This is a genomic window from Kineosphaera limosa NBRC 100340, assembly GCF_000298215.1.
GTDB classification, from domain to species: Bacteria; Actinomycetota; Actinomycetes; order Actinomycetales; family Dermatophilaceae; genus Kineosphaera; species Kineosphaera limosa.
In genome coordinates this window covers 30,718-54,010 of record NZ_BAHD01000025.1, presented here as the reverse complement: position 1 = coordinate 54,010, position 23,293 = coordinate 30,718, and the positions used below count along the sequence as shown (strand labels likewise).

The 23,293-nt window shown below is 69.5% G+C and carries 15 protein-coding genes; 5 read left to right on the top strand and 10 right to left on the bottom strand.

The genetic code is table 11. From position 1 onward, the window contains the following. Window positions 1–23: 23 nt before the first annotated feature. From KILIM_RS22225 to glgP, 10 genes are all read right to left on the bottom strand, one after another. The gene (locus tag KILIM_RS22225; RefSeq protein WP_006592238.1) at window positions 24–776 is read right to left on the bottom strand and encodes an alkaline phosphatase; all 753 of its coding nucleotides are present in this window, start codon (window positions 774–776) and stop codon (window positions 24–26) included. Continuing rightward, the gene (locus KILIM_RS22220; RefSeq protein ID WP_006592237.1) at window positions 773–2,056 is read right to left on the bottom strand and encodes an alkaline phosphatase; all 1,284 of its coding nucleotides are present in this window, start codon (window positions 2,054–2,056) and stop codon (window positions 773–775) included. The genes KILIM_RS22225 and KILIM_RS22220 overlap by 4 nt, the downstream gene beginning before the upstream one ends. 206 nt (window positions 2,057–2,262) lie before the next feature. Further along, window positions 2,263–3,357, bottom strand: a complete 1,095-nt coding sequence (gene mnmA, locus KILIM_RS08430) for a tRNA 2-thiouridine(34) synthase MnmA (RefSeq protein ID WP_006592236.1) — start codon at window positions 3,355–3,357, stop codon at window positions 2,263–2,265. After that, complete coding sequence (locus KILIM_RS24480; RefSeq protein WP_051988705.1) at window positions 3,357–4,592, bottom strand: cysteine desulfurase family protein; 1,236 nt, start codon at window positions 4,590–4,592, stop codon at window positions 3,357–3,359. Before KILIM_RS24480 ends, mnmA begins: the two co-directional genes overlap by 1 nt. 602 nt (window positions 4,593–5,194) lie before the next feature. Beyond that, window positions 5,195–6,151 (bottom strand): electron transfer flavoprotein subunit alpha/FixB family protein, encoded by a 957-nt coding sequence (locus KILIM_RS08420; RefSeq protein ID WP_006592234.1) that lies wholly within the window; start codon window positions 6,149–6,151, stop codon window positions 5,195–5,197. Between the two features lie 28 nt (window positions 6,152–6,179). Beyond that, the gene (locus KILIM_RS08415) at window positions 6,180–6,965 is read right to left on the bottom strand and encodes an electron transfer flavoprotein subunit beta/FixA family protein (RefSeq protein WP_006592233.1); all 786 of its coding nucleotides are present in this window, start codon (window positions 6,963–6,965) and stop codon (window positions 6,180–6,182) included. 174 nt (window positions 6,966–7,139) lie between these two features. Beyond that, window positions 7,140–7,919 carry an enoyl-CoA hydratase/isomerase family protein gene (locus KILIM_RS08410; protein WP_006592232.1) on the bottom strand — a complete coding sequence of 260 codons (780 nt, stop codon included), beginning with the start codon at window positions 7,917–7,919 and terminating at the stop codon, window positions 7,140–7,142. A 3-nt stretch (window positions 7,920–7,922) separates the two neighbouring features. Next, on the bottom strand, window positions 7,923–8,429 hold the full coding sequence (locus tag KILIM_RS08405; protein ID WP_006592231.1) for a T3SS (YopN, CesT) and YbjN peptide-binding chaperone 1: 507 nt from the start codon (window positions 8,427–8,429) through the stop codon (window positions 7,923–7,925). A gap of 69 nt (window positions 8,430–8,498) precedes the next feature. Next, window positions 8,499–10,658, bottom strand: coding sequence for a glycogen debranching protein GlgX (glgX, locus tag KILIM_RS08400; RefSeq protein WP_006592230.1), 2,160 nt, complete (start codon window positions 10,656–10,658; stop codon window positions 8,499–8,501). Between the two features lie 91 nt (window positions 10,659–10,749). Beyond that, window positions 10,750–13,332 carry an alpha-glucan family phosphorylase gene (glgP, locus tag KILIM_RS08395; RefSeq protein WP_006592229.1) on the bottom strand — a complete coding sequence of 861 codons (2,583 nt, stop codon included), beginning with the start codon at window positions 13,330–13,332 and terminating at the stop codon, window positions 10,750–10,752. A 174-nt stretch (window positions 13,333–13,506) separates the two neighbouring features. Here glgP and KILIM_RS08390 point away from each other — a divergent pair, with 174 nt between their 5' ends. The 5 genes from KILIM_RS08390 to KILIM_RS08370 all read left to right on the top strand — a co-directional run bounded on the left by KILIM_RS08390 (window position 13,507) and on the right by KILIM_RS08370 (window position 23,193). Beyond that, the gene (locus KILIM_RS08390; RefSeq protein WP_083876011.1) at window positions 13,507–15,639 is read left to right on the top strand and encodes an alpha-1,4-glucan--maltose-1-phosphate maltosyltransferase; all 2,133 of its coding nucleotides are present in this window, start codon (window positions 13,507–13,509) and stop codon (window positions 15,637–15,639) included. Then, window positions 15,640–17,622 carry a maltose alpha-D-glucosyltransferase gene (gene treS / locus KILIM_RS08385; protein ID WP_006592227.1) on the top strand — a complete coding sequence of 661 codons (1,983 nt, stop codon included), beginning with the start codon at window positions 15,640–15,642 and terminating at the stop codon, window positions 17,620–17,622. Continuing rightward, window positions 17,615–21,730, top strand: coding sequence for a 1,4-alpha-glucan branching protein GlgB (glgB, locus tag KILIM_RS08380; protein WP_006592226.1), 4,116 nt, complete (start codon window positions 17,615–17,617; stop codon window positions 21,728–21,730). The genes treS and glgB overlap by 8 nt, the downstream gene beginning before the upstream one ends. 131 nt (window positions 21,731–21,861) lie before the next feature. Further along, window positions 21,862–22,272, top strand: coding sequence for a hypothetical protein (locus KILIM_RS08375; RefSeq protein ID WP_006592225.1), 411 nt, complete (start codon window positions 21,862–21,864; stop codon window positions 22,270–22,272). A gap of 123 nt (window positions 22,273–22,395) precedes the next feature. Beyond that, window positions 22,396–23,193 carry an SGNH/GDSL hydrolase family protein gene (locus KILIM_RS08370; RefSeq protein WP_006592224.1) on the top strand — a complete coding sequence of 266 codons (798 nt, stop codon included), beginning with the start codon at window positions 22,396–22,398 and terminating at the stop codon, window positions 23,191–23,193. The last annotated feature ends 100 nt before the right edge of the window (window positions 23,194–23,293 follow it).

The following is a 23,293-nucleotide window of genomic DNA, read 5'->3' as shown; positions in this document are numbered from 1 at the left end:
GGCCACCCTTTAGTTGCGTAGGTCTACTTCTTGGGCGCCGGCAGGCGCAGTTGCATCGCGTCGGCCATGGCGAAGAAGATCTCGGTGTTGTCCAGCACGCCGTTGAAGCGCTGGCTGCCGCGCCCCGAGGCCACGACCGAGACGTCCTCGACCGTGTGCACGCAGTTGCTCTGCTCGCCCGGCAGGTTACCCACCTGCAGCAGCGCGTTCGGGTCGCGCACTGGGTTGGGCTCGGACTGACCGGACCCCTCGTTGACCAGAGCCGGCTGCTCGAACGAGGGGTTGAACTGGAAGTCGTCGCGGTGGTCGGGGTGGTTGCTCCAGCCGAAGAACAGCTGGATGTCGGGGTCTGGGCTGTCGGGGAAGCCGTTGCCGTTGGAGTCGACGTAGTTCGGGAAGCCCGCGTCGCCGTACACGCCGTTGCCCTCGCGGTCGGGGTTCGGGTTCTCCCGCCGGTCGTGGGTGCCGACGATGCTCATCGAGTGGTTGTGGTCGGCAGTGACGACGATGAGGGTGTCACCGTGCTTCTTGGCCCACTCCTTGGCGATGCCGACGGCCTGGTCCAGCTCGATGCAGTCGAAGACCGCGCGGGGGCCGTCCAGCGGGTGCTCCATCTTGTCGATGGAGGCGCCCTCGACGACGAGGAAGAAGCCGTCCTTCTTCTTCTCCAGCACCGACAGGGCGGCCTTGGTCATCTCCATGAGCGTCGGCTGGTCCTTGAACTCCTTGAGCGACTTGGGGTCCTTGGTGATCTCCCGGTCGACGTAGACGCTCATATGCCCATGTGGAACAGGCCGAGCAGCTTGCCGGGGTTGCCGGCGACAGCCTTCTTCAGCTCGGCGCGGCTCGTGGCGTAGGCAAAGCCCTTGCCCTGGAACTCTTTGCGCAGGTCGGTGTCGTCCTTGCGCTTGGACCCCTCGACACTGCTCGGCACGAGGCTGGCCATGCCGCCGCCCATGAAGACGTCGGGCATCTGGCCGGGCAGCAGCGACTGACGCATGATCTCGACGTACTCGCTGCGGCGGCGGGTGTGCGCGAAGACCGCGGCGGGTGTGGCGTCCTGGATCTCGGCGGTGGTGACGATGCCGACGGCCATCTTCTTGCCGCGCTTGACCATCTCGGCCATCGTCTCGACCTTGGGGTGCGCGTTCGCGTCGGTGGCGTTGGACTCGTAGACGCCCATCGCGTTGACGCTCGACTTGTGCCCGCACATGTACGACGACATCGAGTTCGCCGAGTCGGTGGCGATGGAGTCGTAGCCGGAGGTCGTCACCAGGCCGCGATACTCCATCCGGTCCATCTCGAGCAGCCCGTGGTACTTGCCCTCGGAGATCCCCTTGGACAGGATGCGCGCCGCGGTGATCGCAGGCTGGCCCATGCCGTCTCCGAGGAAGAAGATGACGTTCTTGACCGGGCGCTGCCGGGCGCGGGCCAGCACGGCCTCGTTGCTGACCTTGGTCTCCTTGGTGGCGGAGCCGGAGGTGACCTTGGCGGTGATCGTGTAGGTACCCGCGGCCGGATAGTGCACGTCGCGGTAGGTGACTTCGAGGCTGTTGGACGCCGAGCTGGTGCGTTCCGGGGTGCCGACCAGGATCTTGGCGGCGCCGCCCGGGCCGCTGACGTTGATCTCGATCTTGGCGGTGTTGGGGTCCACGCCGGTGGCCTCGACCCGCAGGTCGAAGACCGAATTGACGAGGAACTTGGCCCGGTCGATCGGCAGGATGCGCACGGCCACCTGGCCGGTCGCCGCGGCGTGCAGGAACTCAGGGTGCCGACCGGTGATGCTGCGGCCGGTGAAGGCGTGCGGGTCCAGCGAACGCAGGTTGGCGGCCGCGCGCGGGGTGGCCGCCTTGGGGGCGGCCTTGGGGGCAGCACCCGCGGGGGCGCCGGCAGTGGCCGCGGAGGCGGAGTTGCTCCAGCCCAGGCCGAGGATCACCGCGCCGGCAACTCCGGCACCACCGCCCCGCAGGACGGTGCGGCGGGACATCCCGCGGGGTGCGTCGGCGTTCTCGCCGGGGCGAGCAGAATCGGGGCGGTTCGCGGGCTGGTCGGTCATCGAGAACTCCTGGAGGGTCAGGGTGCTGGTCGGTGAAACACGTCGCCTCGTGGCATCCGTAGCCAACCGATAGGCGGTTGAATTCGCCTGTCCGGTAAACGAACTGGGCGTGAATTCGACCGCACCGAGCGATGGCTCACCCTCCTGGCACCCCCTGCCCCTCGCGGATCGGCGGGGGTCGCGGGGGCCGACGTCGGCCGCCCCGCTCAGGCGCGCGCGGTCTGCGCGATCGTGCCCGAGCCGAGCACCCTGGTTCCGTCGTAGAGCACCACGGACTGGCCCGGCGCCACCCCGCGGACGCAGCGCTCGAGGGCGACGTGCAACTGCCCGTCGCGAACGGCGGCATGCGCGGGCACCTCCTCGCCGTGCGCGCGCAGCTGCGCCCCGACCGGCACCTGACCGCTGGGGGCCGGCCCGCACCAGCGCACGTTCTGCGCGGTGATCGAGTCGATGCCGAGCAGCTCCTGGGCCCCCACGAAGACGGTGTTGCTCGCCGGATCGGTGCGCACGACATACCGAGGGCGACCGTCGGCGGCCGGGCGGTTCAGCCGCAATCCGCGCCGCTGGCCGACGGTGTAGGCGAAGGCGCCGTCGTGGCTGCCGACCACGTCGCCCCGGTCGTCGACGATGTCGCCCGGTTGCTGACCCAGGCGCCGCTCCAGCCAGCCGCGGGTGTCGCCATCGGCGATGAAGCAGATGTCGTGGCTGTCGGGCTTCTTGGCCACGGCGAAGCCCCGCTCGGCGGCCTCGGCCCGAACCTGGGTCTTGGTCGAGTCGCCGAGCGGGAAGAACGCGCCGGCGAGCTGGTCGGCGTCCAATACCCCCAGCACATACGACTGGTCCTTGGCGGGGTCGACGGCACGGTGCAGCTCACGCTTGCCGGTGCGGCACGCCGGGTCGTCGGGCTCGACGATGCGCGCGTAGTGCCCGGTGGCGACGGCGTCGAAACCCAATGCCCACGCCTTGTCCAGGAGCGCCGCGAACTTGATCTTCTCGTTGCAGCGCAAGCACGGATTGGGGGTACGGCCGGCCTCGTACTCGGCGACGAAGTCGTCGATGACATCGCGGCGGAAGCGTTCGGCGAGGTCCCACACATAGAAGGGGATGCCGAGGCGATCGGCGACCCGCCGAGCGTCGCCGGCATCCTCCAGCGTGCAGCAGCCGCGCGCGCTCTCCCGCAGGGTGGCCGCCGAACTGCTCAGCGCCAGATGCACCCCGACCACGTCGTGACCGGCTTCCATCATGCGGGCGGCGGCCACGGCCGAGTCCACCCCGCCGCTCATCGCGGCCACGACCCGCATCAGCCGGCCCTCGCCGCCCGGTGCGCGCGCTGGGCACGCTGCACCGCCTGGCCGAAAGCGGCCAGGAAGGCCTCGACGTCCGCCTCCGTGCTGGTGTGGCCCAGGCTCAGTCGCAAGGCCCCGCGCGCCTGCTCCTCGCTGTACCCCATGGCCAGCACCACGTCGCTGGGCTGCGGCACACCCGCGTGGCACGCCGACCCGGTGGAGCATTCGATGCCGGCGGCGTCGAGCAGGAAGAGCAGCGAATCGCCCTCGCTGTCCGGCACGAGCAGGTGGGCGTTCGACGGGCTGCGCCGGGTACTGTCGCCGGGCTCCCAGGCCCCCGTGACGAGGGTCCCGGGCACGAGGTCTTGGGCACCGGTGATGAGCCGATCGCGCAGGGCGACGAGCCGCTGCGCCTCCGGGCCCTGTTCGGCGACGGCCAGCACCAGCGCCGTGCTCAGGCCGGCCACCAGGCCGCCGGCCAGCGTGCCGCTGCGGATGCCACGCTCCTGTCCGCCCCCGAGGGAGACCGCCTCCAGGGGGGCGTCGCGGCGCGCCAGCAGTAGGCCGACGCCGGTCGGCCCACCGAGCTTGTGCCCCGAGACCGCTGCGGTTGCCGCCCCGAGGGCGGCGAAGTCGAACGGGATGCGACCGGCGGCCTGCACCGCGTCGACGTGCAGCGGGATGTCGTGTTCGGCGAGGAGCTGCGCGATCTGCTCGACCGGCTGAATCGTCCCGATCTCGTTGTTCACCCACATGCAGGCCGCCAGCGCGACGTTCTGCGGGCCACCGTCCTGCGCGAGTGCCGCCCGCATCGCTTCGACGGTGACGATGCCGTCGCGGTCGGGCTGGACCCACGTCAGCTGGGCGCCCTCGCGCTCCACGAGGGTGCGGGCCACGTCGCGGACGGCCGGGTGCTCCAGGGCCGAGACGATGAGCCGGACCCGCGTGGCATCGGCGCGCTTGCGAGCCCGGAACAGCCCGATGACCGCGAGATTGTCGGCCTCGGTACCGCCGGAGGTGACGAGCAGCTCCGAGGGCCGGGCCCCCAAAGCCGAAGCCATCTCTTCGCGTCGCTCCTCCAGGCGGCGGCGCGCGTCACGGCCGCTGCCATGTTGGGAGGAAGGATTGCCGACCTGCGCAAGCTCTGCGCTCATAGCCGCGATCGCCTCGGGTCGCACGACGGTTGTCGCCGCGTGATCCAGATATATTCCGCGCGAGCCACGCTCGCCGGCCGGGCGCAGAGAACTCATTCTCAGATCTTAGAACGCTCTCGCAAGGGCCCCTCGAGGACTCTCACCCGCCGAGCGGCGACCTTTGGTGAACCGCGGGACTGCGCAGGCCAGCGGCCTGCGCGGCGCCACCGGATGACGCCGCAGGCCCCGACACACCCCTGTGATGTCGAACACCCATCGGAAGATTGCGCAACGCCACGAACTGCAGTGTTCTTGCTTCGAGGCAAGAGTGGGATACCTTCAAGAGGTCGTAAAGTACTGATGTGGGACGACCTTCGGCCGACAGGCAGTCAGAATGACAGTGGTGGGCAGCCATCGCAGGCAGTGCACAAAGCCGGAGATAGGTACCACCGTGTGACAAAGGTCGACATTGTCAGCGTGTGACGTACTGACAACAGCACGACGTTGTGACATCTGACCTAACAACTGCAGAGAGCCGGATCGCCGCAGACGCGAACACCCGCGACGCCGATCCCCACAGAACGACTGAGCCCCGACGCTGCCCCCCGAAGCCGTCGGGGTTCAGTTATGCCGTCACCCGCGAGCCCCTGGCGGAAACGCCGACGGGGTCGGAGGCACCCGCCTCCGACCCCGTCGCGAATCGCTGCGCTTGGCCGCGATCAGCCCTTACGCGCGTTGACCGCGTCCGTGGTCTGCGGCAGCACCTCGAAGAGGTCGCCGATGACGCCGAAGTCGACGAGCTCGAAGATCGGCGCCTCCTCGTCCTTGTTGACGGCGATGATCGTCTTCGACGTCTGCATGCCCGCGCGGTGCTGAATCGCACCCGAGATTCCGCAGGCGACGTACAGCTGCGGCGAGACCTGCTTGCCGGTCTGGCCGACCTGGCTGGTGTGCGGATACCACCCGGCGTCCACCGCGGCCCGGGAGGCGCCCACGGCCGCACCGAGGGCGTCGGCCAGGGACTCCACGGGCCCGAAGTCGCCGGAGGTGCCCCGTCCGCCGGAGACGACGATGGCCGCCTCGGTCAGCTCCGGTCGACCGGTCGCCTGCTTCTCCCGGCGCTCGGTGATCTTGGCCGCCTTGGCGCCGTCCGAGATCTGCACGTCGGTCTGCTGCACCTCGGCCTGCCTGGAGCGCTGCTCGGGGGCGCACGAGTTGGGCTTGACCGTGATGATCGGGGTGCCGTGGGTGACCCGCGAGTCGACGGTGTAGGAGCCGGCGAACACCGACTGGGTGGTCTCGACTCCCCCGTCCCCGGCCCGCACGTCGATGGCGTCGGTGATCAGCCCCGAGCCGGTCTTGATGGCCAGGCGGGCGGCGATCTCCTTGCCGTGCGCCGAACTCGACACGAGCACAGCGGCCGGCGCGGCCGACTCGACGAGCTGAGCCAGCACCTCCGCGACCGGGGCCACGAGGTAGTCGTCGATGTCTGCCCCGGAGACGGCGTAGATCGTCTGCGCGCCGTACTCCCCGAGCGCACCGGTGGCGGCGTCGAGACCGTCCCCGATGAAGACGGCGGCGGGCTCACCGAGCCGGGCCGCCAGCGTCAGCAACTCGAACGTTGTCTTGCGTACCTGTCCGTCGACGTGGTCGACGAGAACCAGAACCTGCGTCATTATTTCCTCGCTCTCCGCTCGCGCCGACTCAGATAAACTTCTGCAGGGACAGGTACTCGGCGAAGACCGCCCCGCCGTTGCCGTCGTCGGTGACGATGAGGCCCTGCTGGCGCGGCGGGCGCTTGCTCACGCTGAGTACTTCGGTCCAGGCGCCGCCGAGGCCGACCTGGTCGGCCTCAACCCCCAGGTCGCTCAGCGCCCAGGTCTCGATCGGCTTCTTCTTGGCCGCCATGATGCCCTTGAAGGAGGGATAGCGCGGCTCGTTGATCTGGTCGGTCACCGAGACGACGGCCGGCAACGAGGAGTGCACCATCTCGGTGGCGACGTCGCCGTCGCGGCGGATCGTCACGCCGCCGCCGTCGAAGGTGACCTCCGAGGCGAAGGTCACCTGCGGCAGCCCGAGCCGCTCGGCGATCATCGCCGGGACGACCGACATCGTGCCGTCGGTCGAGGCCATGCCGGTGAGCACGAGGTCGGCGCCACCGATCTTCTCGACGGCCTTGGCCAGGATCAAGGACGTGGCCAGCGCGTCGGAGCCGGCGATGCCCTCGTCGCTGACGTGCACCCCCTTGTCCGCGCCCATCTGCAGGGCTTTCTTGATGGCATCCGCGGCCTTGGCCGGGCCCATCGTCAGGACCGTGACCTCGCTACCGGAGGAGCCCTCCTTGATCTTCAGCGCCTCTTCGACGGCGTATTCGTCGAGCTCGGAGAGCAGGCCGTCGATGTTCTCGCGATCGGTGGTGTTGTCCTCAGCTTCGAATGTGCGGTCCGACTGGGCGTCGGGCACATGCTTGACACAGACGACGATGTTCATGTCCGCCCTTCGATGGTTCGACGTGGCCGCGCGGTGCGGCCGGTGATTGAGCCTACAGACCCCCATGTTACTGAGCAGTCGCTTAGTCGCTCTCCCGGGGCCGGCGGCCCAGGGGTACGACGCGCCCCGCCGTCCCGATCTCGCGGGAACGACGGGGCGGGCAGGTGTGGCGATCTATCGTCCCGTGAACTCTGCCTTACCGGGGCCTTGTTCGACGAAGGATGTCATCCCGATCGACTGGTCGTCGGTGGCGAACAACGCAGCGAACTGCCCCGTCTCGATCGCCAGACCGGTGCTCAGGTCGACCTCCAGGCCGCGGTCGATCGACTCCTTGGCCGCCCGCAACGCCAGCGGAGCGCCCTTGACGTAGCGCGACATCCGCGCCACGGCGGTCTCGTAGACGGTGCCCGGCTCACACAACTCGTCAGCCAGACCGATAGCCAGGGCCTCGTTCGCCGGCACGAACCGGCCGGAGTAGATGAGGTCCTTGGCCTTGGCGGGGCCGACGAGGCGGCTCAGGCGCTGGGTACCGCCGGCGCCGGGGATGATGCCGAGCAGGATCTCGGGCTGGCCGAACGTCGCATCGTTGGCGGCGATGCGGAAGTCGCAGCACAGCGTCAACTCGCAACCACCGCCGAGGGCGTACCCGGCGACGGCGGCCACGGTCGGCTTGGGGATACGGGACACGGCGGTGAAGCAGTCGGACAGCCGTGGCGCCCGCTGCAGCATCTCGCCGTAGCTCATCGACGCCATCTCCTTGATGTCCGCCCCGGCCGCGAAGACCTTCTCGCCGCCGTAGACGATCACCGCGTGCACGTCGTCGCGCTCGCTGGCCTCCGCGGCAGCCTGCGCCAACTCCTCCTGCACCTGGGCGTTGAGGGCGTTCATCTTCGGTCGATCGAGGCGGATCGTCCCGAGGCCGTCGGCGACCTCGAGCCGCACAAACTCGCCCATGGCTCAGCCCTGGCCAGGGGCGACCGGGCCCGCTTCGCCATTCTGGGCGGCACGGCCGCTGCCGTCGCCGAACACGTCCTCGCCGAGCATGAGCTGGTGCCACATCTGCACGGCGGTCAGCACGAGCTGGTAACTGAGCTGGATGAGCTGCCGCACGTCGGCACCCGGGTGCACGATGTGCTCGCAGGTCACGACGAGGGTGCCCCCGTTGATGCCGGCCTTGACGATATTCAGGCGCAACGACAGGTCGTTGGCGGCGCGCAGCTGGGTCAGCGGGTCGCTGGGCAGGTTGTCCGCAATCTGCCACTGGCCGAAGACGCGCACGACCGGCAGTTCACCTTCGGTGCAGTGAACGAAGAGCTGCTGGCCCTCGATCTTGAAGCTCACGTCGCCGTCGCCGTCGACCTCGGGGCGGAAGCCCTCTCCCTGCAGGACATCGATCACGGTGTCGCGCAGCGGGTTCTCGGCAGCGGGCTGGGGGAAGTTGGGCAGACTCGTGGGATCCGTCATGGCACCACGGTATCCAGTCGAGTCCGCGTTCGCGGCACCGACGCCCGGTTACGCCCTGCGGCAGCGAGGTCAGCGCACCCGGTAGATCTGCACGGAGGTCGGCCCGAGCGTCACCGGCTGCCCGGCGGAGACGACCCCGCCGCCCGCCGGGTCGGGGCGCTCCCAGGTGCTGTCCCAGATCAGCTCGTAGCTGTGGTCCGAGCCCTCCTGGATCGGCAGGTGCAGCACGCTCTTGGTGGGCTTGCCCTGCAGCACCAGCAGCAGGGAGTCGCCGTGCACGTCCTCGCCTAGCAGCAGCATCTGCAGCGTGCGGGAGGCCGGGTCCTCCCACGACTCCCACGTCATCCGCTCGCCCCGACGGCCGAACCAGAGCAGGTCGACCCGACCGTCGCCGGGGCGGGGGTGGGAGGAGAAGAAGGTGGCCTGCCGCAGCACCCGGTAGGTGCGCCGCAAGCCGATGAGGTAGGCGGTCGTGGCCTGCAGGTCCTCCTGCCAGGGTTCCAGGTCCCAGTCGGTCCAGGAGATCGCGTTGTCCTGGTTGTAGGCGTTGTTGTTGCCGCGCTGGGTGCGGCCGAACTCGTCGCCGGCCAGGATCATCGGGGTACCGGTCGACAGCAGCGTCGTGGCCAGGAGGTTGCGCATGCTGCGCCGCCGGTTGGCCAGCACCTCCTCGTCGTCGGTCGGGCCCTCGACGCCGTGGTTGAACGACCGGTTGTCGCCGTGGCCGTCGCGGTTGTCCTCGCCGTTGGCGTGGTTGTGTTTCTGCTGGTAGCTGCAGGCGTCGGCCAGCGTGAATCCGTCGTGCGAGGCGACGTAGTTGATCGAGGCCAGCGGGCCGCGGTCGTCGGTGCCGAACAGGTCTTGGGAGCCGGCCAGCCGGGTCGCCAACTCGCGCACCCCGTGCCCGTGGTGGGCGGGGACGGCGACGTCGGCGAGCCAGAAGGATCGGGACGTGTCGCGGAAGCGGTCGTTCCACTCGCCGAAGGGCGGCGGGAACTGCCCGGTGCGCCAACCGTGCATCCCGACGTCCCAGGGCTCGGCGATGAGCTTGACCCGCGAGAGCACCGGGGAGGTGCGCAGAGCCATGAGCAGCGGGTGGTCGCGGTCGTACTCGTCGGTGCGGCCGCGGGCCAGGGCGACGGCCAGGTCGAATCGGAAGCCGTCGACGTGGCACTCCTCGACCCAGTACCGCAGCGAATCCATGACGAGCCGCAACGGGGTCGGGTGCCGGGTGTTGACGGTGTTGCCGCAGCCGGTGACGTCGATGTCGTGGCCGCGCTCGTCGAGCCGATAGTAGGTGCCCTGATCGATCCCTCGAAAGCTCAGCATCGCCCCGCTCGTCGACTGCTCAGCCGTGTGGTTGAAGACGACGTCGAGGATGACCTCCAGGCCGGCCGCGTGCAGCGCCCGCACCAGCTCCTTGAACTCCGTCAGTGCCCCGAGGGCGTCCGGCGCGGCCGAATAACGAATCTGCGGGGCGAAGAAGCCGAGAGTGTTGTACCCCCAACTGTTGCTCATCCCCCGGTGGGCCAGCGCCGGCTCGTCGACGAAGTAGTGCACGGGCAGCAACTCCACCGTCGTCACGCCCAAGCCCAAGAGGTGCTCGATGAACGCCGGGTGCGCCATGCCGGCGTAGGTGCCGCGTAAGTGCTCCGGCACCCCCGGCATCAGCTTGGTCGCGCCGCGCACGTGCGTCTCGTAGATGACGGTCTCGGGCCAGGGCACGCGGCGCTCCTCCACCGGCTGCTCGTGTGGCCCCCAGTCGAAGTCGTTGTCGACGACGACGCTGCGCGGCACGAAAGGCGCGCTGTCCCGATCGTCGCGCACCGCGGGGTCCCCGCTGAAGCTCTCGTTGACCACGTGCCCGTAGACCTGCGGCACCCAGGCGACATCGCCCTCGATCGCGCGGGCGTACGGGTCCACCAACAGCTTCGCCGGATTGTGTCGCTGCCCCTGATCGGGGCGCCAGGGTCCGTGCACCCGGTAGCCATAGCGCTGCCCGGCTTGCACCCCGGGGACGTGGACGAACCAGACGCCGTGGATGCGGTCGGTCATCGGGACGATGCGTTGCGGCCCGTCGGTTTCGTGATCGCCGAACAGGCAGAGCTCGACTCCGGTCGCGTGCGCCGCCATGATGGCAAAGGTGCAGCCGTCGTCGTCGACGAAGGCGCCTAAGGGCGGCGGCAGATCAGGTGCGCTGGCCACCCGACCCAGGGTACGGGCCCACATCGATGCCCTTGACCCGTTCCCCGACAGGCTGATTCGTTGCGCAATGCTCTGCGCGCCTCGAGCCCGGCTGGTAGCGCGACCGGGAGGCAGGTCAGCCGGCGTTGCTCACCAGACCGAGCTCGGCGACATTCGACAGGCCGGCGTGGGTCGGCACGACGCGCACGGTGTAGCCCATCGACCCGGTGCGGGTCAGGTCGAGCGTGCCGGTGAAGGAATGCCGCCCGCCCTCGTAGGACTCCTCCAGCGCCAGGTCCTGCACGTTCAGGTCCGACAGCTCGTCGTTCTCGGCGGCCCGCCCGTAGAGCGCCTGCACCCGCACGTCCTTGGGCTTGAGGCCGCCGAGGGAGACGAAGGCGTGGATCATCAGCGGATCTCCGATCTGCGGCGCGTCGGAGATGCCGGAGGATTCGACATGGTCGACACGCACGTGCGGCCACTGCTCCCCCAGCCGGTGCGCATAGCGGGCCAGGCTCTTGGCCTGCGCGTAGTCCTCGGCCGCGGCGGCCCACCCCCACTGCGCCGCCGGCGTGTAGAGGCGCCGGGTGTACTCCCGCACCATCCGGCTGGCCAACACCTTGGGACCGGTGTGCGCCAGGGTGTGGCGCATCATCGCGACCCAGCGCTGCGGGATGTCGTCGGTGTCGCGGTCGTAGAAGCGCGGCACCACGTTGTTCTCGATGAGGTCGTAGAGGGCGGCCGCCTCGAGGGCGTCCCGGCGCTCGGGGTCGAAGACGCCGTCGGCGGTCGGGATCGACCAGCCGTTCTCCCCGTCGAACCACTCGTCCCACCAGCCGTCGAGGATCGAGAGGTTGAGACCGCCGTTGAGCGCCGCCTTCATCCCCGACGTGCCGCACGCCTCCATGGGGCGTAGCGGGTTGTTCAGCCAGACGTCGCAGCCGGGGTAGAGGGTGCGGGCCATGCCGATGTCGTAGTTCGGCAGGAAGACGATGGTGTGCCGGATCGCCGGATCGTCGGTGAACTGCACCATCTGCTGGATGAGGCCCTTGCCCATGTCGTCGGCGGGATGCGACTTGCCGGCGATGATCATCTGCACCGGCCGGTCGCCGTCGAGCAGTAGCCGGCGGAACCGCTCGGGGTCCTCCAACATGAGCGTCAGCCGCTTGTAGGTGGCCGCCCGGCGGGCGAACCCGATCGTCAGCACGTCGGGGTCGAGGATCGACTCGGTCCAACCGAGCTCTGCGGCGCTGGCCCCACGGTCGATCCAGGACTGCCGCACGCGGGTGCGCACCATCTGCACGAGGCTGTCGCGCAGCTCCCGCTTGAGGTGCCACAGCTCGTGTGCGGGCACCTGCTCGACGACCGCCGGAATCTCGTCGGCCGAGGGCATGGGCTTACCGGTGACGCGGTCGGAGAGCTCGAAGATACGCTGGTCGACCCAGGTCGGGGCGTGCACCCCGTTGGTGACGCTGGTGATCGGCACCTCCTCGACGTCGAAGCCGGGCCACAGGCCGCGGAACATCTCTCGGCTGACGGCACCGTGCAGGGCGGCGACCCCGTTGGCGCGCTGGGCCAGCCGCAACCCCATGACGGCCATGTTGAAGACGCTGTGGTCGCCGCCCGCGTAGGTCTCGGCACCCAGCTCCAGGAGTCGACCCAGCGGCACTCCGGGCACGGCGCAGTCCCCGCCGAAGTAGTGGCGGATGAGGTCGAGGCCGAAGCGGTCGATGCCCGCCGGCACGGGGGTGTGCGTCGTGAAGACGGTACTGGCGCGCACGGCCCGCAGCGCCGCGTCGAAGGTGAGGCCCTGCTGCGTGACCAGCTCGTCGAGGCGCTCGACGCCGAGGAAGCCCGCGTGCCCCTCGTTGGCGTGGTAGACATCCGGCTCGGGTGCCCCGGTGAGCCGGGAGTACAGCCGCAGCGCCTTGACCCCGCCCATGCCGAGCAGGATCTCCTGCTGCAGACGCAGCTCGCTGCCGCCGCCGTAGAGCCGGTTGGTGATGCCCCGCACGTGATCGGCGTTCTCGTGGACGTCGGAGTCCAGCAGGAGCAGCGGGACCCGGCCGACCTGGGCCTTCCACACGAACGCCCGCAGCGTGTGGCCACCGGGCAGCTTCAGTTCGATCGTCGCGGCGGTGCCGTCCGCCTCGCGCAGCGGCGACAGCGGCATGCCGTCGGGGTCGAGCACCGGGAAGGTCTCCTGCTGCCAGCCGTCGCGGTTCAACGACTGCGCGAAGTAGCCGGTCTTGTAGAACAGCCCGACACCGATGATCGGAACGCCGGAGTCGGAGGCGGCCTTGAGGTGGTCGCCGGCCAGCACTCCAAGACCGCCGGAGTACTGGGGCAGCACCTCGGTGATGCCGAACTCCGCGGAGAAGTAGGCGATGGCCGCTGGGACGCCGCCCTCGACGTGCGCGCCCCACTTCTGGAACCACCGGTCGGCCCGCAGGTAGCCCTCGAGCTCGGCCTGGGCCGCGTGCACTGTGGCGACGAAGGTCTCGTTGTCGGCCAGGTCGTTCAATTCCTGCGCGGTCAGGCTCGACAGCAAGGCCACGGGGTCGTGGCGCACCTTCTCCCAACGGACGGGAGCCATCTGCGCGAACAGCCGCCGGGTCGGCTCGTGCCAGGACCAGTACAGGTTGCTGGCCAGATCGCCGAGCGGAGCGATGGCGTCGGGCAGAACGGTGCGCACGTGGAAACGACGGATGGCCTTCACGTCGTAAGTCTAGATTTGGGGGCGCAGTTTGCGGTCCTTGCAAGGCTGCTCGGGAGCCCCCGTTGTATACGTCCGTTGATCTGGTCAGGCGTCCGGTGGCGCAGTGGTCGCTGGGGCGGCGCGCCCCACGGCCGCCACCGGGCCGCCACCGCGCCGCAGCTGGAGGCGTCCGCGATGCCTCCGGCTGCCATGAGGCCTGTCGACCCGATAGGTTCGGGTGTCGTGACCACGACGACATCCCAGGCATCCCCTGACCAGTCGCCCGAGCCGGCCGCCGCCAAAGCCGGCACGCTCTCCCCGCCGCCCAGCGGACAACGCCCGATGGGTCGAATCCCCGTCGTGGGGATCACTCCCCTCGTCGAGGGCGGCGACTTCCCGCTGAACTCCGTCGTCGGGGAGCAGGTGCCGCTCAGCGCCCGGGTGTTCCGCGAAGGCCACGACGCCGTGAACGCGAATATCGTGCTCACCGACCCCACCGGGGGCGAGCACGTGCACCCGTTGACCTGCACCAATGTGGGCCTGAGCCTGTGGGAAGGCACGATCGTGGCCGACCGCGTCGGGCCGTGGCGCTATCGCGTGGAGGGCTGGTCGGACCCCTACGGCACGTGGGATCACGACGCGACGATCAAGGTCGAGGCCGGGGTCGACGTCGAGCTGATGCTCACCGAGGGCGCCCTGGTGCTCGAGCGCGCGCTGTCGGTACCGGGCCGGCCGGAGTCGGCGCGGCAGCTGCTGCAGGACGCGATCGGCGCGCTGCGCGACGAGTCGCGCCCGGCGCAGGCACGGCTGGCCGCCGGCACCGCCCCGGAGGTCGCCCACGAACTGGCGCAACGACCGCTGCGCGACTACGTCAGCCCCAGCCCCGACTACCACTGGCTGGTGGAGCGCCAGCGCGCGCTCTACGGAGCCTGGTACGAGTTCTTCCCGCGTTCGGAGGGCTGCTACTTCGACGAGCAGACCGGCGACTGGGTCACCGGCACCCTGCGCACGGCGGCCAAGCGGTTGCCGGCGATCGCGGACATGGGCTTCGACGTCATCTACCTGACGCCGGTGCACCCGATCGGCACGATCAACCGCAAGGGCCCGAACAACACTCTCGATGCCGGCCCGAAGGACCCGGGCAGCCCGTACGCCATCGGCAGCAAGGACGGCGGGCACGACGCGATCGAGCCGACGCTGGGCACCTTCGACGACTTCGACTACTTCGTCGCGCAGGCCAAGCGGCTCGGCCTGGAGGTGGCCCTGGACATCGCGCTGCAGTGCGCTCCCGATCACCCGTGGGTCACGCAGCACCCGGAGTGGTTCACCACCCGCGCCGACGGCACGATCGCCTACGCCGAGAACCCGCCGAAGAAGTACCAGGACATCTACCCGCTGAACTTCGACAACGACCCGGCCGGCATCTACGCCGAGGTGCGCCGCGTCATCCAGGTGTGGATCGACCACGGGGTCAAGCTCTTCCGGGTCGACAACCCGCACACCAAGCCGGTCGAGTTCTGGCAGTGGCTCATCGAGGACGTCGCCCAGAGCCACCCCGATGTCATCTGGCTCGCCGAAGCCTTCACCAAGCCCCAGATGATGGCCACGCTGGCCAAGGTCGGCTTCCAGCAGAGCTACACGTATTACGCGTGGCGCAACACCAAGGCCGAGCTCGAGGAGTACATGACCGAGCTCTCGACCGATTCGGCCGACTTCATGCGGCCGAGCTTCTGGCCGACGACGCACGACATCCTCACGCCGTACATGCAGTACGGCGGTCCGGCCGCCTGGAAGACACGGGCTGCACTGGCGGCCACCTTGGTGCCCACGTACGGCATCTACGCGGGGTACGAACTGTTGGAGTCTGTGCCCCGGCCGGGCGTCGAAGAGCAGATCGACAACGAGAAATACCAGTTCAAAGACCGGCGCTGGGCGGACTACGAACCGGGCGGCCCCAAGGAGGGCCAGCTGTGGATGGCCGACTATCTGCGCAAGCTCAATGAGATTCGACGCGCGCACAAGGCGCTGCACTGGCTGCGCAACTACCGCGCGCACCCCACCGACGACGAGTTCGTCATGTGCTTCTCCAAGCGCTATGCCAACGGCGGCGCGCAAGACGTGATCCTCGTCGTGGCCAACCTCGACCCGCACACCACCCGCGAGACCTGGGTACACCTGGACATGCCCGAATTGGGGCTGGACTGGAACGAGGGATTCGTCGCCAAGGACCTCATCACCGGGGCCTCCTGGCATTGGGGTCAGCACAACTTCGTGCGCGTCGGCCGCGACGCCGAGCCGGTGCACATCATCCACGTGAGGAGGTTCTAAGTGCAGGGCCTCAACCTGTCCCAGCCCGGCCTGAAGTACGACCCCAACTGGTTCAAGACCGCGGTCTTCTACGAGGTGCTGGTGCGGGCCTTCGCGGACTCCAAGGGCTCGGGTTCGGGCGACTTCAACGGTCTCATCGGTCGCCTCGACTACTTGCAGTGGCTGGGCGTCGACGCGCTGTGGATCCCGCCGTTCTACGCCTCGCCGCTACGCGACGGCGGCTACGACATCGCTGACTACACGGCGGTGCTGCCGGAGTTCGGCACGCTCGTCGACTTCACCGAGCTGGTCAGCCAGGCGCACGCCCGCGGCATCCGCATCGTCACCGACCTGGTGATGAACCACACCAGTGACCAGCATCCGTGGTTCCAGGCGAGCCGCTCGGACCCCGAGGGCCCCTACGGCGACTTCTACGTCTGGAGCGACGACGACACCAAGTACGGCGAGGCCCGCATCATCTTCGTCGACACCGAGGTGTCGAACTGGACCTTCGACCCCGTGCGCCGGCAATTCTTCTGGCACCGCTTCTTCTCCCACCAGCCCGACCTGAACTTCGAGAATCCCGCCGTGGCGGAGGCGATCTTCGACGTCGTGCGGTTCTGGATGGATTTGGGCATCGACGGCTTCCGCCTCGACGCCGTGCCGTATCTGTTCGAGGAAGAGGGCCACAACGGGGAGAACCACCCCAAGACCCACGAGTTTCTCGCCAGGCTGCGCGCGATGGTCGATGAGGAATACCCGGGCCGCATCCTGCTGGCCGAGGCCAACCAGATGCCGCACGAGGTCGTCGACTACTTCGGCACCGAAGAGGCGCCCGAGTGTCAGATGTGCTTCCACTTTCCCGTCATGCCGCGCCTGTACTCGGCGCTACGCGACGAGAAGGCCACCCCGATCCGAAAGGCGCTGGAAGAGACGCCGCCGATCCCGCGCGGCACCCAGTGGGGCACCTTCTTGCGAAATCACGACGAGTTGACGCTCGAAATGGTGACGCCGGAGGAACGCTCGGCGATGTACGGCTGGTACGCCCCCGACCCGCGCATGCGCGCGAACGTCGGCATTCGGCGGCGGCTCTCGACGCTGCTGGACAACTCCCGCGCCGAGATCGAGCAGATCCACGCGCTGGTGCTCTCGCTGCCGGGTAGCCCGTGCCTGTACTACGGCGACGAAATCGGCATGGGCGACAACATTTGGTTGCCCGACCGGGATGCGGTGCGCACGCCGATGCAATGGACCCCCGACCGCAATGCCGGCTTCTCCAGCGCCGACCCCGGCAAGTTGTATCTGCCGGTCATCCAGTCGCTCGTCTATCACCACAACAACGTCAACGTCGAGGCGCAGATGGCGCACGGCTCCTCGTTGCTGCACTGGGTGCGGGCGATGCTGCAGGTGCGCGCCCGGCATCCGGTCTTCGGGCTCGGCACTTTCGAGATGCTGCCCTGCGACAACGAGACGTTGATGACGTTCGTGCGCGATCTGAGCGCGGCGGACTCCCCGTTGGGCGAGGACGGTGCGGAGACGGTGTTGTGCGTCAACAACCTGTCCTCCCGTTCGCAGTCGGGCACCATGACGCTGCCCGAGCGGTTCGCCGGGGCCCGCCTGCGGGACGTCTTCGGCGGCTCCCGGTTCCCCGCCGTGGGCCCCGACGGCACCCTGACGCTCACCTTGGGGTCGCGCGACTTCTACTGGTTGCGGATCGAGCCGGTGCCGCAGGCCGAACCCGAGGCCGACGCCCCGGAGCCGGCCGCCGCCGAGCCGGTTGCCACACCTGAGCCGACAACGCCCCCCGCCGAGCCCGCACCTGAGGCTGCCGCCAGGCCCGCACCTGAACCGGAGGCGGCAGCGACGGCCGCGGCCGAGGCGGCACCCACGACGGCCGCCAAGAAGTCCACCGCGAAGAAGACCGCCACCAAGGCTGCGGCCAAGACCGCCTCGAAGACGGCGACGAAGAAGGCGACGAGCACCAAGGAGGCGGAGGATGGCTGAGATCTATCAGACGACGCTCACGCCGACCAAGCTCGAGCTGCTGGCCGATTGGATGGGCTCGCAGCGCTGGTTCGCGGCCAAGGGCCGCACGCCGGTGCTGCGTCGCCTCGGTGGCTACCGGCTCGACGATCCCGACGGGCAGGTGGGCGTCGAGACGCTCATCGTCGCCGACGAATCGGGCTCCCAGCCGGTGGTCTACCAGGTGCCGCTGACCTACCGGGGGGCGCCCCTGGGCGGCGCCGACGCGGCCTTCCTCGGCACGATGGAACACGGGGTGCTGGGCACTCGCTACATCTACGACGGCGCACACGATCCCGTGTATGCGCGGGCCCTGCTGGAGCTGGCCCGCGGCCAGGTGCAGGCCCAGCACGCCACGCAGAGTCACACGGTCGACCCGGCCGTCACCGGCTCGCCGCACCCCGGGGCCGAAGACGTCACGTTCGTCTCGGCCAAGGTGCTCTCCGGGGAGCAGTCGAACACCTCGATCATCTACGAGGCCACCGACGCTGCGGGCAAGTCCAGCCCCGTGGTCGTCAAGGTCTTCCGGATGCTGCACCCGGGTCAGAATCCGGATGTCGTGCTGCAGTCGGCGTTGGCCGCGCAAGGCTCCCCGCTCGTGCCGCTCCCCCTGGGGCATGTCACCGGCGACTGGGCCGATCCGGCCGGTGGCGACGAACGCTGCGTGGGCCACCTGGCGTTCGCGCAGGAGTTTCTGCCCGGCACCCGCGACGCGTGGCGGGTGGCGCGCGAAGCGGCCCGCGCCGGAGAGGACTTCACCGGGCCGGCCTTCGATCTCGGCGTCGCCACCGCTGGGGTGCACGAAACGCTGGCGCAGGTGCTGCCCACGCAGGAGGCCGACGAGGACCGCCGTGCCGCGCTCGTCGCGGGCTGGCGCTCGCGGCTCGTCTCGGCGGTCAGCGAGGCCCCGGCGTTGCAGGAGCACGCCGACCACATCGAGGCGATCTTCGACCGGGCCGCCGCCGCGTCGTGGCCCGCATTGCAGCGGGTGCACGGCGATTACCACCTCGGCCAGGTGCTGCAGGTGCCCGGTCGCGGCGAGACCGGCTGGGTGCTGCTGGACTTCGAGGGCGAGCCGCTGCGTTCGCTGACCGAGCGCAGCGCCCCCGACCTCGCGCTGCGCGACGTCGCGGGCATGCTGCGCTCGTTCGACTATGCGGCCGGATCGATCGAGCGGGAGAGCGGCTTCTTCGACAGCGCTGCCATTCCCGCTCCGGTACAGCCGGGCGAGGGCGACCCCACTGACTCCGGCACGCCCCGGCAGTGGGCGCAGGCGAGCGCCGCCGCCTTCGTCCAGGGCTACGCGAGTGCGTGGCCGGGCGCCGACCTGCGCACCGACCCCGATACCGCGACGTTGCTGGAGGCGCTGCTGCTCGACAAGGCGCTCTACGAGGTCGTCTACGAGGCCCGCAACCGGCCCGCGTGGATCTCGATCCCCCTGGGGGCCATCGAGAGCCTGTGTGCCGGCCCCGCCACGTCTCTGCTTGCCCCCACCACGCCCGATTCCGATGAGCCCGACCGTTCGGTCGGGCAGCCGGCCCACCCGAAGGACAGGAGCCCCGAGACCATGGCCCAGAAGAAGAAGGCAGCGGGAGAGCCGGCGGCAGTCGACACCACGCCTGCGGAGTATCACTCGGCGCCGCTGCCGGTCGACCCCCATGAGCTGGACCTGCTCGTGCGCGGCGGCCACGGCGATCCGCACAGCATTCTTGGCGCCCACCCGTTCGAGGGTGGCGTGACGATCCGGGCGTTCCGCCCGCTGGCCCAGACCGTGCAGATCGAACTGCCCGACGGCTCGCTGCACGTGATGGACCACGACTACGAGGGCATCTGGGTGCGTCAGCTCGACGACATCGAGGTCTCCGACTACCGGCTGCACGTCACCTACGGCGACGACTACGAGCACGTGCAGGACGACCCGTACCGCTTCCTGCCCACCCTCGGCGAGATGGACCTCTACCTCATCGGTGAGGGTCGCCACGAGGAACTGTGGAAGGTGCTCGGGTCGCACGTGCGCACCTACCCGGGCCAGATGGGCGAGGTGCACGGCGCGTCGTTCGCCGTGTGGGCACCCAACGCCCGCGCGATCCGGGTGGTGGGCGACTTCAACCGCTGGGACGGGCAGATGCACCCGATGCGCGCGCTCGGCTCGACCGGCGTGTGGGAGTTGTTCGTGCCCGGCGTCGGTGAGAACACCCCGTACAAGTACGAGATTCTCGGCGCCGACGGCTTCTGGCGCGGCAAGGCCGACCCGCTGGCCCGACACACCGAATGCCCGCCCGCCACCGCCTCCGTCGTCGACGAGTCGCACTACGAGTGGGGCGACTCGGAGTGGATGCAGCAGCGTGCGGGCAACATCGAGCCGCACAACGGCCCGATGAGCGTCTACGAATGCCACCTCGGCTCGTGGCGTCAGGGCAGCAGCTACGTCGACCTGGCCGAGCACCTCGTCAACTACGTCAAGGACCTCGGGTTCACGCACGTCGAGTTCCTGCCGGTGGCCGAGCACCCCTACGGCCCGTCGTGGGGCTACCAGGTGACCGGCTATTACGCGCCCACCTCGCGGTTCGGTTCTCCGGACGAGTTCCGTTACCTCGTCGACAAGCTGCACCAGGCGGGCATCGGCGTCATCCTCGACTGGGTGCCGGCGCACTTCCCGAAGGACGCGTTCGCGCTGGCCCGGTTCGACGGTCAGGCGCTGTACGAACACTCCGACCCGCGCCGCGGCGACCAGCCCGACTGGGGCACCCACGTGTTCGACTTCGGTCGTCCGCAGGTGCGCAACTTCCTGGTGGCCAACGCCTCCTTCTGGATCGAGGAGTTCCACATCGACGGGCTGCGCGTCGACGCGGTCGCCTCGATGCTGTACCTCGACTACTCCCGCAACGACGGCGAGTGGCTGCCCAACCAGTACGGCGGCCGCGAGCACCTCGAGGCCGTGCAACTGCTGCAGGAGATGAACGCGACGGTCTACCGCCGTTACCCCGGCGCGGTGACGATCGCCGAGGAGTCCACGAGCTGGCCCGGCATCACGAAGCCGACGTACATGGGCGGCCTCGGGTTCGGCCTGAAGTGGAACATGGGCTGGATGCACGACACGCTCGGGTACGCCTCGCTCTCCCCTATCTACCGGCAGTACCACCACCACGAGATGACGTTCTCGATGGTGTACGCCTACAGCGAGAACTTCTGCCTGCCGATCAGCCACGACGAGGTCGTGTACGGCAAGGGGTCGATGCTGCGCAAGATGCCGGGTGACCGCTGGGAGCAGCTGGCCGGCATGCGCGTGTACTACGCGTTCATGTGGAGCCACCCGGGCAAGCAGCTGCTGTTCATGGGGCAGGAGTTCGCCCAGGAGGCCGAGTGGGCCGACGCCCGCAGCCTCGACTGGTGGCTGCTGGACCACGAGCCGCACTGGCGCATGCACAAGCTCGTCAAGGACCTCAACCACCTGTACGTCTCGCACCCGGCGCTGTGGGAGCTGGACAACGACTGGTCGGGCTTCACCTGGATCGACGCCAACGACGCCAGCGGCAACACCTACTCCTACCTGCGGTTCGGGCACGCCGACGAGAACGGGGAGCGGCCCACCATGGCCGTCATCGCCAACTTCTCCGGCGCCGAGCACCACCACTACCGCGTGGGGCTGCCCAAGGCCGGGCCGTGGAAGGAAGTGCTGAACACCGACTCCGTCGACTACGGCGGCTCGGGGGTCGGCAACCTCGGCCAGATCGTCGCCGAAGAGGTGCCCTGGCACGGCCAGCCGTACTCGGCCCTGGTGACCCTGCCCAAGCTCGGCGCCGTCTGGTTCGAGCCGGTCAGCGGCGAGGTCGACGAGGCGGAGTTCAAGGCCGCCGAGGCCGGCCCGAGCATCGCCGACGACGCCCCGACGGGTTCGCTGCGGGCTCAGACGCCGGGCCAGTCGCGGCCGGAGCTCTCGCAGTCGCCGGTGGCCGAAGACCAGCCGAAGGCCTCGGGCATCGACCCCGCCGACCTGGCCAACCCGCGCGTCGGCACCTCCGGTGGCCACGCCAGCACCGGCAGCCAGGCCCGCATCGACGCCGACACCGAGCCCGGCGAACCGGGCTGAGCCGAACGCCTATCGACGCTGATCGACCGGGGGTCGAGCGCAGGAACGTCTGCGCTCGACCCCCGCGCCGTTCGGGCTTTCCCTCACGGCCCGGTCCGTCTCCTCGTGAGGGCAATTTCAGGGGTGATGGCATGGACGTGATGACGGCCCTGGCCGAGGGTTTGGCGCGTGAGTACCCGGGGTTGGCCATCGATCTGGGGCGCGATCGACTGAGCGCGCAGCTTCCGCCCGATGCTCAGGGCCTGCCCGACGGGCTTGCCATCACGGCGCGACGCGAGGCTCTCGAAGCGATGCTCGCCGAGCAAGCCGAGGTCCTTTCGCGGTGGTGGCCGGATAAGGATCCCGAGGTTGCGCTCGCCGGCCTGCTTTGTGTGCACGTTGCCGAGACCATCGCCACGCTGCGGCCCGGTGAGTATTCGATGCGCTTGGGGGAGCTTGAGGACCGGCCGCCGCCCGCCCCCGAGTCGGGATTCACGGATGGCGCCGCCCATGCTCCGCGGTCCGGCGCCCGGTACCGCGGTAGCCGGCGCCGGCGGGGCTGACACTGCGCGGCCTGCCCTGTTCGGGCTCGTCGGGCTGGCGGCGGCCGCTCGATTCGGCGGGTGAGGTTACCGCCGGGTAATCTGGGCGGCGGGAGCAGCGTTCGACATCAGGGGAGTTCGAGCATGGCGCCGCTGGAGCGCACGTGGGAGCGGTACGTCGCGATCGGGGATTCGTTCACCGAAGGGTTGATGGACCCCTCGGTCGACGACCCGGAGCTTTATGTCGGCTGGGCCGACCGGTTGGCCGCCCGGCTGGCGCGCCGCAACGCCGCGCTCGGTCTCGACTTCGGCTACGCCAACCTCGCCGTGCGGGGGCGGTTGCTGGCCGACATCGCGGGCCCGCAGCTGGAGGCGGCACTGGAGCTGACGCCGGACCTGGTGAGCATCTCGGCAGGCGGCAACGATCTGCTGCGCCCGCGGGTCAGCATCGCCGAAGTCGCCAAGGGCCTTGAGGAGGCCGTGGTGCGGCTGCGCGAGACCGGCGCGGACGTGCTCATGGTCTCGGCGCCCGACATCGGTTTCGCTCCCCTGGTCAATCGGGTCAACCCGCGGATGGCCGAGCTCACCGCGCACGTCTGGGGCATCGCGCAGCGCCACGACTGTCCGGTGGTCGATCTGTGGACCGCCCGCGAGCTGCAGGACATGCGGATGTGGGCGCCGGACCGCATCCACTTCTCCACGGCCGGTCACCGCCGCGTCGCCGACCAGGCGGCCTGGACCCTCGGCCTCGACGTACCCCAGTCCGACCACGTGCTGGAGCCCGCCCCGAAGCTGACTCGGTTGGGGACGCTGGCGGCCAACCGCGAGTGGGCCAGCGAGCATCTCGCACCGTGGGTGCGCCGGCACCTGACCGGGCGCAGCAGCGGCGACGGGCGCAGCGCCAAGCGGCCGGCCGTGAAGTCCGTCGACTTCGACGTGTGACTCGCCTCCGGTAGGCGCGTGCTACCCCGGACGGCCCCACACGGCCACACTGGACAATCGCTCGGCCCACTGGACAATCGCTGGTCCCTCTGGACAACGA

Excerpts from the sequence above, each read along its gene's own strand:
- KILIM_RS08370 (WP_006592224.1), top strand. The coding sequence starts at position 22,396 with ATGGCGCCGCTGGAGCGCACGTGGGAGCGGTACGTCGCGATCGGGGAT.
- mnmA (WP_006592236.1), bottom strand. The coding sequence starts at position 3,357 with ATGCGGGTCGTGGCCGCGATGAGCGGCGGGGTGGACTCGGCCGTGGCC.
- KILIM_RS22225 (WP_006592238.1), bottom strand. The coding sequence starts at position 776 with ATGAGCGTCTACGTCGACCGGGAGATCACCAAGGACCCCAAGTCGCTC.
- KILIM_RS08375 (WP_006592225.1), top strand. The coding sequence starts at position 21,862 with ATGGACGTGATGACGGCCCTGGCCGAGGGTTTGGCGCGTGAGTACCCG.
- KILIM_RS08390 (WP_083876011.1), top strand. The coding sequence starts at position 13,507 with ATGCCTCCGGCTGCCATGAGGCCTGTCGACCCGATAGGTTCGGGTGTC.
- KILIM_RS22220 (WP_006592237.1), bottom strand. The coding sequence starts at position 2,056 with ATGACCGACCAGCCCGCGAACCGCCCCGATTCTGCTCGCCCCGGCGAG.
- KILIM_RS24480 (WP_051988705.1), bottom strand. The coding sequence starts at position 4,592 with ATGAGTTCTCTGCGCCCGGCCGGCGAGCGTGGCTCGCGCGGAATATAT.
- KILIM_RS08405 (WP_006592231.1), bottom strand. The coding sequence starts at position 8,429 with ATGACGGATCCCACGAGTCTGCCCAACTTCCCCCAGCCCGCTGCCGAG.
- glgX (WP_006592230.1), bottom strand. The coding sequence starts at position 10,658 with ATGTGGGCCCGTACCCTGGGTCGGGTGGCCAGCGCACCTGATCTGCCG.
- KILIM_RS08415 (WP_006592233.1), bottom strand. The coding sequence starts at position 6,965 with ATGAACATCGTCGTCTGTGTCAAGCATGTGCCCGACGCCCAGTCGGAC.
- KILIM_RS08410 (WP_006592232.1), bottom strand. The coding sequence starts at position 7,919 with ATGGGCGAGTTTGTGCGGCTCGAGGTCGCCGACGGCCTCGGGACGATC.
- KILIM_RS08420 (WP_006592234.1), bottom strand. The coding sequence starts at position 6,151 with ATGACGCAGGTTCTGGTTCTCGTCGACCACGTCGACGGACAGGTACGC.
- glgB (WP_006592226.1), top strand. The coding sequence starts at position 17,615 with ATGGCTGAGATCTATCAGACGACGCTCACGCCGACCAAGCTCGAGCTG.